General features: G+C 71.7%; 13 protein-coding genes and 1 pseudogene. 5 read left to right on the plus strand and 9 right to left on the minus strand.

What is annotated here, in order from left to right:
• Nucleotides 1–68 precede the first annotated feature (68 nt).
• Complete coding sequence (locus tag ACZ43N_RS10940) at nucleotides 69–1,784, minus strand: lysyl oxidase family protein (RefSeq protein ID WP_468096667.1); 1,716 nt, start codon at nucleotides 1,782–1,784, stop codon at nucleotides 69–71.
• Between the two features lie 387 nt (nucleotides 1,785–2,171).
• Here ACZ43N_RS10940 and ACZ43N_RS10945 point away from each other — a divergent pair, with 387 nt between their 5' ends.
• Complete coding sequence (locus ACZ43N_RS10945; RefSeq protein ID WP_468096669.1) at nucleotides 2,172–3,242, plus strand: SCO2400 family protein; 1,071 nt, start codon at nucleotides 2,172–2,174, stop codon at nucleotides 3,240–3,242.
• Nucleotides 3,243–3,321: 79 nt separating this feature from the next.
• Here the strand turns inward: ACZ43N_RS10945 and ACZ43N_RS10950 are convergent, their stop codons facing one another.
• Complete coding sequence (locus ACZ43N_RS10950) at nucleotides 3,322–3,921, minus strand: hypothetical protein (RefSeq protein WP_468096670.1); 600 nt, start codon at nucleotides 3,919–3,921, stop codon at nucleotides 3,322–3,324.
• 129 nt (nucleotides 3,922–4,050) lie between these two features.
• Here ACZ43N_RS10950 and ACZ43N_RS10955 point away from each other — a divergent pair, with 129 nt between their 5' ends.
• The gene (locus tag ACZ43N_RS10955) at nucleotides 4,051–4,227 is read left to right on the plus strand and encodes a hypothetical protein (RefSeq protein WP_468096671.1); all 177 of its coding nucleotides are present in this window, start codon (nucleotides 4,051–4,053) and stop codon (nucleotides 4,225–4,227) included.
• Nucleotides 4,228–4,342: 115 nt separating this feature from the next.
• Here ACZ43N_RS10955 and ACZ43N_RS10960 read toward each other — a convergent pair whose 3' ends face one another.
• The gene (locus ACZ43N_RS10960; RefSeq protein ID WP_468096673.1) at nucleotides 4,343–4,636 is read right to left on the minus strand and encodes a hypothetical protein; all 294 of its coding nucleotides are present in this window, start codon (nucleotides 4,634–4,636) and stop codon (nucleotides 4,343–4,345) included.
• Nucleotides 4,637–4,805: 169 nt separating this feature from the next.
• Here ACZ43N_RS10960 and ACZ43N_RS10965 point away from each other — a divergent pair, with 169 nt between their 5' ends.
• The gene (locus tag ACZ43N_RS10965; RefSeq protein WP_468096675.1) at nucleotides 4,806–5,369 is read left to right on the plus strand and encodes a SigE family RNA polymerase sigma factor; all 564 of its coding nucleotides are present in this window, start codon (nucleotides 4,806–4,808) and stop codon (nucleotides 5,367–5,369) included.
• Nucleotides 5,366–6,721, plus strand: a complete 1,356-nt coding sequence (locus ACZ43N_RS10970) for an outer membrane protein assembly factor BamB family protein (RefSeq protein WP_468096676.1) — start codon at nucleotides 5,366–5,368, stop codon at nucleotides 6,719–6,721. The genes ACZ43N_RS10965 and ACZ43N_RS10970 overlap by 4 nt, the downstream gene beginning before the upstream one ends.
• A gap of 68 nt (nucleotides 6,722–6,789) precedes the next feature.
• Here the strand turns inward: ACZ43N_RS10970 and ACZ43N_RS10975 are convergent, their stop codons facing one another.
• Complete coding sequence (locus tag ACZ43N_RS10975; protein WP_468096677.1) at nucleotides 6,790–7,296, minus strand: hypothetical protein; 507 nt, start codon at nucleotides 7,294–7,296, stop codon at nucleotides 6,790–6,792.
• Nucleotides 7,297–7,400: 104 nt separating this feature from the next.
• On the opposite strand from ACZ43N_RS10975, the gene ACZ43N_RS10980 reads away from it, so the two are divergent.
• Nucleotides 7,401–7,880, plus strand: a complete 480-nt coding sequence (locus tag ACZ43N_RS10980) for an HIT family protein (protein ID WP_468096678.1) — start codon at nucleotides 7,401–7,403, stop codon at nucleotides 7,878–7,880.
• Between the two features lie 126 nt (nucleotides 7,881–8,006).
• Here the strand turns inward: ACZ43N_RS10980 and ACZ43N_RS10985 are convergent, their stop codons facing one another.
• The 5 genes and pseudogenes from ACZ43N_RS10985 to ACZ43N_RS11005 all read right to left on the minus strand — a co-directional run bounded on the left by ACZ43N_RS10985 (nucleotide 8,007) and on the right by ACZ43N_RS11005 (nucleotide 12,074).
• Complete coding sequence (locus tag ACZ43N_RS10985; RefSeq protein WP_468096680.1) at nucleotides 8,007–8,354, minus strand: DUF1330 domain-containing protein; 348 nt, start codon at nucleotides 8,352–8,354, stop codon at nucleotides 8,007–8,009.
• A 127-nt stretch (nucleotides 8,355–8,481) separates the two neighbouring features.
• A complete protein-coding gene (locus ACZ43N_RS10990; RefSeq protein ID WP_468096682.1) occupies nucleotides 8,482–9,078 on the minus strand; it encodes an exonuclease domain-containing protein in 597 nt (198 codons plus the stop codon).
• Between the two features lie 52 nt (nucleotides 9,079–9,130).
• Nucleotides 9,131–10,570 carry a serine hydrolase domain-containing protein gene (locus ACZ43N_RS10995; protein ID WP_468096684.1) on the minus strand — a complete coding sequence of 480 codons (1,440 nt, stop codon included), beginning with the start codon at nucleotides 10,568–10,570 and terminating at the stop codon, nucleotides 9,131–9,133.
• Nucleotides 10,571–10,735: 165 nt separating this feature from the next.
• A pseudogene (locus ACZ43N_RS11000) lies at nucleotides 10,736–10,925 on the minus strand (hypothetical protein); the annotation flags it as partial.
• A 237-nt stretch (nucleotides 10,926–11,162) separates the two neighbouring features.
• Nucleotides 11,163–12,074, minus strand: coding sequence for a hypothetical protein (locus ACZ43N_RS11005; protein ID WP_468096686.1), 912 nt, complete (start codon nucleotides 12,072–12,074; stop codon nucleotides 11,163–11,165).
• Between the last annotated feature and the right edge of the window lie 188 nt (nucleotides 12,075–12,262).

The raw sequence follows: 12,262 nt of genomic DNA on the forward strand, positions 1-12,262 counted from the left end.
GCCGTACGACGAACCCCCGGGCCGGGACCCGGGGGCTCGTCTCTGTGTGATGACCGTGCGGCCGTCGGTTACGGGGCGTCGACCAGGTGGTGCGGCGGCACCTGCACCGTGCGGGCGCCGGGCTTGCCGCCGAGGACCACCTTGCGGAGGGCGACGTTGTTCTTGGTGTTGCTCTCCTTGAGACGGTTCTCCGGGTTGGCGATGACCTTGATGTAGTAGGTGCCGTTCGGCAGGTCGGTGATGTCGAAGGACTGGCCGGGGCGCTCCTGGGTGTAGGTGTCACCGGAGCCGACGTCGAGGACCTCACGGACGGAGATGGCCTCCTGCGAACCGCACGCGGAGCCCAGGTCGGTGTTCTCCGGGTGCCAGTTGGCGCCCTTCACCGTGTAGTCGATGGCGTCGGTGTTGGCCAGGCAGAACGCCTCCTTGCCGGAGCGCACCTCCTTCTTCTGGTCCGCGCTGAGCAGGCGGTAGCTGGCGAAGTCGGTGAAGTGCCAGTGCTCGTGGCCCTCGCGCGGGTCCCACTCCATGGTGCCGGCGGGGGAGTAGCCGACCTGCTTGCCCTTGGCGTCGTAGAAGTACTGGTACGAGTCCATCAGGTCGGCGCCCGGCTTGCGGAAGCCGTCCACGACGAGGGGCGCGGGGCCCGCGTTCCACACGTTGGCGCTGAAGGCGAGGTAGTCCTTGCCGGGTACGTCGCCGTCCTCACCGTCGGTGATGGAGATGCCCCAGGCGGGCAGCGAACGCAGGTCGGGCTTGGGCACGTCGGCCGGGGCGCCGGCCTTGCCGGTGGGCCGCTTGGCGGCCGGCTGCAGCGCGGGCGCGATGCGGGAGCCGTCGGTGTGGCCGGGGCCGTCGCCCAGGTGCTTCGCCTGGCCCCGGTCCTCCAGGACGTGGGGAAGGGCGGGCGGCATCGGGACGTCCTCGCCGCGCGGGCCGAAGCCGTGCAGAGGCGGCTGGGACGGGTCGACCGGGGCGGCACCGTGATCGCCATGACCGCCGCCGTGACCGGCGGCGTGGTGGGCGGAGGACTTGGCGCCCGCGCCGACGCCGCCCTCACCGCCTTCACCGCCCTCGTCGTACTGCCGCACCGTCACCTTGATGGTCGGGCGGTCGTTCGGGATGCCGAAGAGGTCGCGGTACTTCTTCGCCACGCCCACCTGGGCGGTGTACTCGCCCGCCGGGATGTCCACGGTGTCGTCGTAGCGGTACTGGGTGGTGTTGACCGCCCAGCCCTTCTCCACACCCCACACCGAGCCCAGCGTCCACGGGTTCCGGGAGCAGCTCTGCGGGTAGTGCGAGGTCGACGGGGCGTCCGGGCGGAGGCGGCCGGAGGCGTTGTTCGGGCAGAAGTCGCTCGCGGTCTTGAGCACCTGCTCACCGGCGGCGTTCTTGAGCGAGATCTCCAGGAAGCCGGACAGCCCGGAGTGGTCGGTGACCATCCCGGCGGGCAGCGTCCTCGTCTTCGTCTTCTTGCCGTCGCGGAGGATCTGCTGGGCGACGATGGGGTCCTTGTAGGACTTCCGCGTCACCTTGAACTCCAGGGGGGCGCCGTCGACCGTGACGTACGTCCCGAGCTCCAGGATGGTGCCACCCTCCGGGTAGCGGTAGGTCGTCACCGACTTCGAGGCGGCGATCAGCTTGAGCTGCGGCGTTCCGGCCTTGGCCGCGGGAGCCGCGCCCGCGCCGGGGGCGGCCCCCGCCACGGTGGCGACGACGGCGAGCGTCGCCAGGGCGGCGAGCCCGGGACGCCTCAGGAGGCTGCGGTGTTCTTGACTGGTCATCGGTTCCTCGTCTGCGAGTGCCATGGTCAGTGGCATCGGACTGGACAACCCACGGACGACCGGCCGCCGATGATGCGAGCGCTTCCCCCGAACGCCTTCGGCGCCGCCGGTCTGTGAGCACCCTGTGAGACAGGTGAAAGCCGCGTGGGGGTTGCCTGTTGAGGAGGAATTCAACGAAAAGCGCGGACGGTCACCCTCAAACCCCGCTCCGTGCACCGGCGCCAAGTCCCCGGAGAACCCACGCAGGAGCATCACACACTGTGCACAGAGCTCTGAGAATGGATCGTTAGCGTTGCTGACCGCTCGATCCGCTCGATCCCACGTGCGAACGACGTGACCGGGCCGCGGCCCGCCGGGTCGACGGCATGCCGACACAGGAAGACCTCCATGGACTACTGCTCCTCATGTCGCCGACATCTCAACGGCGCCCTCGTCTGCCCCGGCTGCGGCGCCTACGCACCGGACATAGCCCCGGCGGCGCCCGGCACGACGGCCTCCACGGCCGTCGCCCCGACGGTGCCGGCGGCGGCCTGGGGGTACGCGGCGTCGGACGCCGAGGAGACCTGGCTCGACGGCGGGCGGGCGGAGTCCGGGCCGGCCACGGAGAGGGTGCCGACCGGTGTGTCCCCGTCCGGTTCCCGTGACGCCGAGGGCCTCGGCGGCGCCGAGAGCGTCGCAAGTGCCACGAGTGCCATGGGTGCCGCGAGTGCCGCGAGTGCCGCGAGTGCCGCGAGTGCCGAGGACATCGAGGACGTGCAGGGCGTGCCGGTCGCGCCACAGGGGCGGGCGGCGCGACGGCGGCAGCTGGCCCGCTGGAAGAAGAACCAGCGCCGGGCCGTGGTCGCGACCGCGGTGGCGCTGGTCGGCGGCGGCCTGACCGTGATGGGCATGGACCGGCAGTCCACCGACCGGACGCAGGCGGCCACCGCCCCGGACGCCGAGGGCCTGGGCGGTGTCGAGGAGCAGGGCTCGCAGAGCGGCCGTACTCCGGAGACGCGCCCCGACGAGACGCGGCGCTCCCCGGGCCGGACGCCCGGGGGCGGCTCCTCGTACGACCGGTCCGGCGCACAGTCGCGGGACACCGGCAGCGACACGGGCAACTCACCGCGTACGGCCACGACGCCGCCGTCGGATCAGCGGGCGCAGACGGGCTCCTCGTCGCACGGCGGGTCCGGCGCGGACACCTCCTCCGACACCCCGGCGGGCGGGTCGACCACACCCCCGGCCGCCGACGACTCCACGGGTTCCGGCGCCGGCTCGGACACGGGGACGGGCTCCGGATCAGGGTCGGGAAACGACTCCGGTACGGAGACGGGGAGCGGCTCGGATTCCGGTACGGGGTCGGGTTCGGGCTCCGGCTCGGACACGGGGGCTTCCGACGGCTCGGGCTCCTCGGACTCGGACGCGACCTCCCCGTCGGGCCTGTGCCTGCTCGGCGGAATCGTCTGCGTCAGCTGACGCCACACCCCCGAGGACTTCGGTACCGGCGGTCGGGCGTCCGCCCTCCAGGGCGCCGGGCTGGGACCGCCCGGCGTCGTCAGGTGTAGACGATCGGGCAGCCACGCCGGAGCGAGTGCTGGGCGGCGCGCAGGTACAGCGCCACGTAGAAGGCCGTGTCGAGGTCCTCGCCCCACGGCCCCGGCCGGGACGCGGCCAGTTCTCTCGCCGGTCCGTCCATGAACCACATGGTCAGGTCGAGGTTGTCGCACATGGCCGGGGTCTCGGCCGGCAGGTCGACGGCCGCGGCCAGCCGCTCGGCGAGCGCCAGCATCTGGGGTGCCCCGGCGACGAGGGTCTCGTCCGTGTAGCCGGACCCGACGGGCAACAAGATCGCCTCGTCGAGCGGGAACGGCACCAGCACCGACCAGCCGCAGAAGACGTCCGCCTCCTCGGCCGACAGATGCGCCTTGCACAGCGCGACGAACCCGTCCATGGAGGGGATCAGCTTCTCCTCGAAGTTCTGCCCCGACCCGCGGACGAACTCCGCCTCCTCCGGCACCGATTCATAGGCGGGCAGCCCTCGCCGCCCCAGTTCCTCGTTCAGTGCCGAGGCGACATGCGCCCACCCGTCCTCCTCCTCGTCCCCGCATCCCTCGAACCACTCCTCCGCGCCGACGCTCACGAGATACACGCCCATGGCCGGAAGGTACAGCGCGGCGCTGACAGCGACCGCGCTGGTCAGCGCGCGTCGGCTGTCGTCGCCGTGGACAGGGGCCGCCTGAGAGGATGCCCGCACGACCGCTGAAGAAGCGAAGGGGGAACGAGCATGGCCGTGCTCGTGCTGTCCGGCGCCCTCGCACTCGTCATCGGCGGCTGCGCCTGCGTCTTCCGGGCCGCGCGAGGCGGCCTCCGCTCGGTCCGCGCCGTAGCCACCGTCACCCTCGCCGCCGGCGAACTCGCCCGGGCCATGGACACCGAGAAGAACAGCTCCCAAGAGGACTGACCGCTACGGGGGTTCGGCCTGCGACCGGACGGCCCCGCACGACGAACGGGCGGCCACGGGAACGAGTCCCGGGCCGCCCGTTTCACACCGGGCGAGCCCGGCAGGAAGCGTGGGCTCAGCGGGTCTGGCAGTGGACCAGGTTCACGAAGTACCGCTGGACCGCGCCGCACGCCACCTTCGACGTCCTGTTGATGCCGGCCCAGGGGCCGTACGCGAAGTGGGTCCTGCCCGTGACGCCGTCCTCACACGGCACCTTGACGCACACCTGGCCGGTGCCCCGCCGGCAGATCGCGAACCCGGTGTTCTCGTCGGGCTTGCCCACCTGGCACCCGTGCGGCGCGGCGCCGGCAGCGGTCGCACCGGCAATCGGCGCGGCCACGGCGATACCGGCCAGCACCAGCGGCGCCATGCCGAGCGCAGGCGGGCCCCCGCGACCCTGAACTCGCGTAGGCCCGCCCCGCCCGGAGCCGTAGGGCCCGTGCCGGCGCCTGCACGCACTGAGCGAAGAATCTCGTCCGTGGAGGGATAGCCGTGGACGGCTCGGCTCGTCGTGGTGGGTGTTGAGAAGGGGAGGGTCGATGAAGGCCTCTGGGCACGACGAGTTCCGGGAGTTCGTGGCGATGCGGTCCACCGCGTTGCTGCGGCTCGCGGTGCTGCTCACGGGAGGGGACCGGCATGCCGCCGAGGACCTGCTGCAGATCGCGTTGATGAAGGCCTACTGGCGCTGGGGGAGCATCGAACAGCCCGAGGCGTACGTCCGGCAGATCATCTACCGCCAGCAGGTCAGCCGCTGGCGGCTGCGCCGGCACCGCGCGGAGACGACGGTGCCCGTCCTGCCCGACTCCGCCGCGGAGGGCGACGCCGGGGCGGGGGCCGAGCTGCGGATCGCGCTGTGGGCGGCGCTGGGCCGGTTGTCGAAGCGGCAGCGGACCGTGATCGTGCTGCGCTACTTCGAGGATCTGCCGGAGCGCGAGGTCGCGGCACTGCTGGGCTGCCCGATCGGCACGGTCCGCAGCACCGCGCACCGGTCGCTCGCCAAGCTCCGCGCGCTCGTACCGGAGTTGGGGCCCGAGGGCGTCACCGCACCCGTGGCACAGGTCAAGCCGCTCAGCTACACCACGCCGAAGGGGGTCGGGGGATGACGACGGAGCAGGTCGAGGAGAGGGTCCGGGAGACGCTGCGCGCGGTCGACCTGGACCGGGTGCGGGCGCCCGGGGACCTGGTCGACAAGGTCGTGCGGCGGCGCGGCCGACGCCGTTTCGCGCAGGCCGCGGGGTCGACGGTGGCCGTCGCCGCGATCACCGCCGGGGCGGTACTGGGCTTCGGGGGCGGCGCGGCCGACCAGGACCGGCCCGCGCGGCCCGCGGCGTCGCCGCAGGGCTGGCAGCCGTGGAACATCAGCGCCAAGGGCGCCGCCGAGCGGGGCTGCGTGGTGGACGGTGCCGCGCTGTACTGCGCCGGGAGCACCTATGACGCGGCGAAGTTCGACGCCGGCACCGGCCAACGGCAGTGGACCGTCAAGATCGTTCGTGAGGGCGGCTACGGCAACGACCACCCGTTCGCCGTGCGCGACGGCGTGGTCTACGCGTACCGCAACCACACCGCGAAGAACCAGCCGAACGGCGACTACGCGGGCGGCACCGACCTGATGGCGGTGAAGGCCGGCACCGGGAAGGTGCTGTGGAAGGTGAAGATGGCGAGCGACAACCGGGACCCGCAGTCCGCCATGCTCATCGACGGCGCGGTGCTGGCGAACACCCCGACCGACCGCGTCACGTCGGCCCTCGATCCGAGGACCGGCAAGGTGAAGTGGCGCCACACCGCGGGCAAGGGCATCTGGTGTGATCGGGCGGTGCTGAGCGGGGTGCCGTACCTGTCCTGCAGGCGGGAGATCAAGCGGCCGAGGAGCACGGACGTCTTCCGGCTCGACCCCGCCACCGGAAAGGCCGTGAAGGTCACCTCCCTCCCCGGCGGGCAGGAGCTCATGGGGATGTCGGGGAACCGGATGGTCTTCGGCGGGGAGAAGGACGCGGCCGGCAAGAAGCTGAGGCTGACCCTCGTCAACGGCTCCGGCAAGCGGATCTCGCACTGGTTCCCCCTGTGGGCGGCACCGGCCGACCTGGACGTCATCGGTGACCGTGTGATCTCCGTGAACTGGGAGGGCGAGGCCCGCGCCTACTCGCTGCGGACGGGCAGAACCCTGTGGACCCGCCCGGTGGGCGTCCCCATGCCCGACGACGACTCGATGACGGGCATCGCCTCGCCCGTGGTGTCTCAGAAGCGGGGAGTCGTGTTCTTCCTCAGCCCCACCGGCGACCTGTCCGGCCTCGACCTGCGCACGGGTGAGCAGGTCTGGCGCGACCGCGTCGACTTCTTCGGGAAGGGCCCGGCACGGAACTACGGCATGCCTCCCCAGCTCCTCCAGTACGACGACGTACTGATCGCCCGCAACGGCAACAAGATGATCTCCCTGCTCCCCCGCATCACGGACTGACCGCCCGAACCGTGGCCGGGCCGGGCCGGGCGTACAACTTCCCTGTCCGGCCACGGGCGTTCCGTCACTCACTCGGTGAAGCAGCCGAACTCCTCGTCGTCCCGGTCGTCGTAGTCCGCCCGCGACTCGGACTTAGAGTCGCTGAACACGACGCGGCCGTCGGTGAGTTGCTCCGGGCGGAAGGTGAGGAAACCGGAGACCTGGTCGTCCGAGGTCATGTTGGTGCGCAGGGCGTAGGTCGTGGCGGGGTTCAGGGTGGCGGTGAGGGGCCGCTCGGTCGTGAAGCCGTCCGGGGCGGTGCCCAGGCGTATCCGCTGCGAGAGGGTCTTTCCGTCCGTCGCCCTGATGTGCCACAGCGTCCGGCCGGGGTCGTCCGCGGTGCTGGAGTCGTCCCACTCGTAGAGCGCGGCCTCGGTGATCCCGTCGTCCTTCGAGCGCGGGCAGTCACGCCAGGCGAGCGTGGGCACCGCGGCGCTGCCCGTGACGAAGAGGGGGTCGTGCTCGGCGCCGCAGGCCGTCAGCAGGGGCACAAGAGCCACAACTGCCGCCAGACTCAAGGCCCTTCCCCGTTTCATGGCGCTGAGTCTATGAGGGCACGCGTGGGGCGGCGGTTCCACGGGACGTATCGAAGCGGTACCGGTCAGGTCACATGGCGCGCCCGCGGATAGGGTCACCGGTCATGGCTGACGGCTGGCGGAGTGATCGGATCAAAAGCGCCCTTCGCGGCGAGAACCCCACCGTGCTGCGGAGGCTGGACGCCGGGTTCGCGGTGATCGGCGATGTGCAGTTCCTGCCGGGGTACGCCGTACTGCTCGCCGACGACCCCGCCGTGACGCGGCTCTCGGAGCTGCCGAGGGCGCGGCGGCTGGCGTTCCTGTCGGACATGGAGCGGCTCGGTGAGGCGGTCGAGCGGGTCTGCGGGCGGCTCGACCCCGGGTTCCGGCGGGTGAACCTGGAGATTCTCGGCAACACCGACCCGTTTCTGCACGCGCATGTGTGGCCGCGGTACTCCTGGGAGCCGGCCGAGTCGGTGGGGCGGCCGGTATGGCTCTACCCGCGGGAGTGCTGGGCCGACCCGCGCCACGCCCTCGGATCTCGCCACGAGCCCTTGCGCAGGGGCATCGGGGAGGAGTTGGACCGCCTCGCGGCCGAGACCTGACGTCGGCGGTCCCGTACGGCGTGGGGCGGCGGCTTCCGCGGCGGGGACCAGTAACGGGTGCCCCGCGGAGGGGCCGTCTCCGTCGTCTCGCCGAGCGACGGGTCAGTCGTCTCGCCGAGCGACGGGTCAGTCGGCGGACAGGGCCTCCCGCATCGCCTTCGCCGTGGCTGCCGGGTCGTAGTCCGCGGGCACCCCCTCGACCATGATGATGTCGCCCTCGATGTGCCGGGAGCGCAGCGGGGCGATCTCCTGGTAGGCCGGTGAGTCCCACCAGGCACGGGCCTGCGCGATCCCGGGGAAGCCGATCATCACGACATGGCCCGGCCAGCTGCCCTCCTTCACCTCGTGCGGCGTGACATGGACGAGGAAGCGACCGCCGTACGGCTCGAAGGTGCCGGGGATGCGCTCGATGTACTCGGCGATGTCCGGGTGCGGGGCGGCGTCGCGCAGGTGGGCCATCACATAGGCGGGCATGGTGTCCTCGGGTCCTTCCGGTCGATGCGGACTCGGTGGAGGGTGCCTGACTCCGGCGGTCCCTCGCACGGACGAGCCTGGCAGCCGCGCTCGCGGGCGTCGATTACCCAAGGGGTCATTGCCCCGGCTACAGCAGCCCCGCCGGCAGGGCGGCCCCCGCAGCCGCCAGATGTCGCAGCGCCGCCGCGATCGAGTGGCAGTCGAAGAGCGCCGAGTGCTCCGTGCCGTCGGCGACCGGGCGCGGCAGCCCCAACGCCTCCCACAGGCGACCGGAGTTGATGCCGGCTGTCACCGGGGCGACGCTGTTCAGCCAGGGGCGGATGTTCACGAAGCCGGGGGTGAGGGGCGTGTGCTCGATGTGCTCGCCGCGGGAGCGGGCCCAGCCGATGTTCTCACCCAGGACCAGCATGTCGTTGCCGTACGAGAGGACGGACCGGCCCCGGCAGAAGGCCAGGAAGGCGCTGAGGGCCTCCGCGGGGGGCAGGCCGTCCCGGTCGACGGACTCCTGGCCGATGCCGGTGAGTTCGGTGAAGAACGAGGACAGCCGAGGGTTCGCCACGGGGCGGACCAGCGTCTCGTACTCCTCCACCACCGCGTACCGCTCGTCCAGCCGCACCGCCCCGATCTGCACGATCTCGCGGAGCTGGCCGGGCGCCGACCAGTCCTCCGCGGCAGCCCCCGGCCAGGTCGTGAACTCCAGGTCGAAGATGACGAAGCTGCGCAAGGCGGCACTCTCCCGGTGGTGTGGGCGGATCAGCCTACCCACCCGGAAGGTGTCAGTTCGGGACCGGGACGGCCGGGCCCACCGCCCGGCTCCCGGTGGACAGGTCCACGCCCACCAGGCCCTCGGGAAGCACCCGCTCACGGCCCGCCTCCCCGGCCGAGGCCCCCGGTGACTCCGACGACTCCCACGACCCCGACGACTCCGACGACTCCGACGACTTCGACGACGGCTTCGACTCCGTCCCCGCGCCCGTGCCCGCGCCCGTCTCCGGCGCATCGCACAGCGCCGCCGCGACATGGACGTTGAGCGCCTCGTCGATCGGGCTCGGCTCCAGGGCCGTGCCGTCCGCGTTCAGGCGCTGGTACTTCATCAGGTTGAAGCCCAGGCTGAGCTGGCGGTCACCGTCCGCGCTGGTGAGGCTGAGGGTGCCGGCGCCGAAGACCCCGCCGTCGTGGCCCCAGAAACGGCCGCAGCCGGGGATCTCCAGGGTGTAGATGCCGAGGCCGTAGTCGATGGCGGCGCCGGGACCGACGTTCACCGGGACCGTCCGCTGCATCTCGGCCAGGGAGTCCCGGCCGACCAGCTTCCCGGCGAGCAGCTTGGCGTAGAAGCGGTTGAGGTCGTCCATCGTGGAGGTGAGGGCGCCGGCGGTGTAACCCCACGACATGTCGTAGACGCTGTAGTCGCGCGGCGGGTCGATCAGGCCGTAGAACGACTCGTACATCTTCGCGTGCGGGCCCTTGATGTACGGGGTGCGCGGGAACGCGGTGTGGCGCAGCCCGGCGCGGTCGATGACGTGGCGGGTGAGGTACGTGGCCGCCTTCCGGCCGGTGACCTTCTCCAGGATGAGGCCGGCGACGACGTAGTTGGTGTTGGAGTACGAGCCGGGCTGCGCGCCGGGGCGGCCGGTGGCGGGGGCGGCGAGGCCCAGGCGTACGAGCTCCTCGGGACGGATCGTGCGGAAGCGGTGCTCGTCGAGGCTGGCGGTGGAGTTCTGGGCGAGGGAGGGGAAGGCGCCGAGGACGTAGTCGCCGAGGTGGCTGGTGTGGTTGAGCAGCATCCGTACGGTGATGGCGTCGCCGCGCTCCCGGTCGGCCCCGGGGAAGAGGTCCGGCACGTACCGCGTCACCGGGGCGTCGAGGCTGATCCGCCCCTTCTCCACCTGCTGGAGGATCGCCACCGCGGTGAACGTCTTGCTGATGCTGCCGATGCGGTGCCGCATGTTCGGGGTGACCTTGCGGCCGGTGTCCACGTCGGCGAGGCCGGAGGCGCCCTTCCAGCGGTCGCGGCCCTCGCGCACGGCGGAGTACGTGCCGTACATGCCCGCCTCGTGGATGGCGTCGAGCGTGCCGCGCAGGGCGGTGCGGTCCAAGCCTCCGGGGGCGGCGGGCCGGGTCGGGGTCCCGGTGTCGGCGGCGGACGCCGTGGGTACGGCGGTGAGCATCAGAAGGGTGGTGCCCACGGCGGTACCCACAAGGCGCTTGAGGCGCATGGTTGTTCCTCCCGGTTCCGGCTCTCGATGTCCTGAGTCTCGCCGGGACCGGTGGGCGTTACATCCTTCCGCCGGACGATCACCTTCACAGCGGTGCCATGACATCTGTCATGGCGGACCGTCAGGCGGCTTCCACGGCACCGCAGAAGAAGTCGACCGCCGGGGTCAGAGACCGTACCGGGACTTCAGGTGGCGCCAGAAGTCACGGAGCATCCACGTGTCGACTCGGTGATCTGGGCGGCACTGCCCCCTTCATGAGGAAGCAGCACTGGCCGGTGGGCGTCCAGTCGTGGAAGTCGTCGAGGCCGAAGGTGTGACCGCCCTCGTGCAACTGGATGGGGATGTTCTCCTGGCCATGGCCACGACGGCGGCCGGCACGGTGAACAGTCCTGTGCTCCGGGTGTGCATGAGTGAACTCCCTCTGTTGGGACGGGATTTCACGTGCCTTCACATCAACCGGTGGTCGGCGCCGACCACCTGGAGGTTGCCGTCCCCGCCTCAGGGGTCCTTTCACTATGCCCGTCCGGGTCGCGTGGTCTGGTGCCGCACCTGACCACGCGACCTGATCGGACGCTCATGGTGAAAGGGCCCCTCAGGCTTCGCGTACCGCCACCGACTCGTCGTCACCGCTCCCCTCGCCGCCGCCGTCCCCCGCCTCACCGAACCTGGCGAGGGCCACCCCTCCCGCCACGCACGCCACGAATCCGGCCGCGGCCAGCCCCGTGTACCCGTGCCGGGTGCTGTCGCCGAGCCACACCACCCCGAACAGGCCCGGCCAGACGGTCTCGCAGATCACCATCGCCGCGGTGGCCGCCGTGACGGAGCCGGACTGGAGGGCCTGGACGAGGAGGAGATAGCCGCCGAGACCGGAGACGACCACGGCGTACGCCGCAGGCTGGCCGAGCAGGGCGGGGACGGACATCTCGGGCAGCAGCCGGACGGCGGTCGCGGTCAGACCGAAGCTGATGCCCGCCGCGGCGCCCAGGACGACGGCCCGACCGCGCCGCAGCCGTCCGCCCACGACCCAGCCGAGCACCACCACCAGCAGGGACACCGCCAGCGCCGTCACGCGCAGCGCCTCGTCACCGTCGCCGTCCCCCTCCCGCCCGGCGGATACGGCCAGCGTCGCGAGCCCCAGGCACACCACGGCGACGGCCGCCCACTCACCACGTCTGAGCCGCAGCCCCAGGACGAACGTCCCGACGACCGCCGTGATCGCCAAGGACGCCGCGACAGCTGCCTCTACGAGGAACAGCGGCACCAGCAGCAACGCCCCCACCTGCGCCCCGAACCCGGCCGTGTCCAGCCCGGCTCCGAGCAGGAACGGCCATCCCCGCAGCACCGCCACGACCGTCCCCCATCTCCCGCGCGCACCGACGGCATCCGCACCGGCATCGGCACCGGCACCGTTCTTCGCCGTCCGCCGCGACCCCAGCGCCTGGAACACCGTCGCCGTACCCATGCACAGCGCAGCGCACAGCGCCAACGCCAGACCTGCCACCATCCGGGCACCGTAGCGGCGCGACGGGCCCGGTCCCGGGCGACACCAGCCGGACGCACCCGCACGGGTGTCGTCCCTTCACCCTGCCCTCCCCCGCCCCGATCACCCCCAGGATCACACAGAGTCCGACAGACTCATTGCTCCACTTCTGTTCGAAGTCCTAGTGTGAGCCCGGTTTTTCAACAACAACG

The organism is Streptomyces sp. NPDC030814 (genome assembly GCF_055572155.1).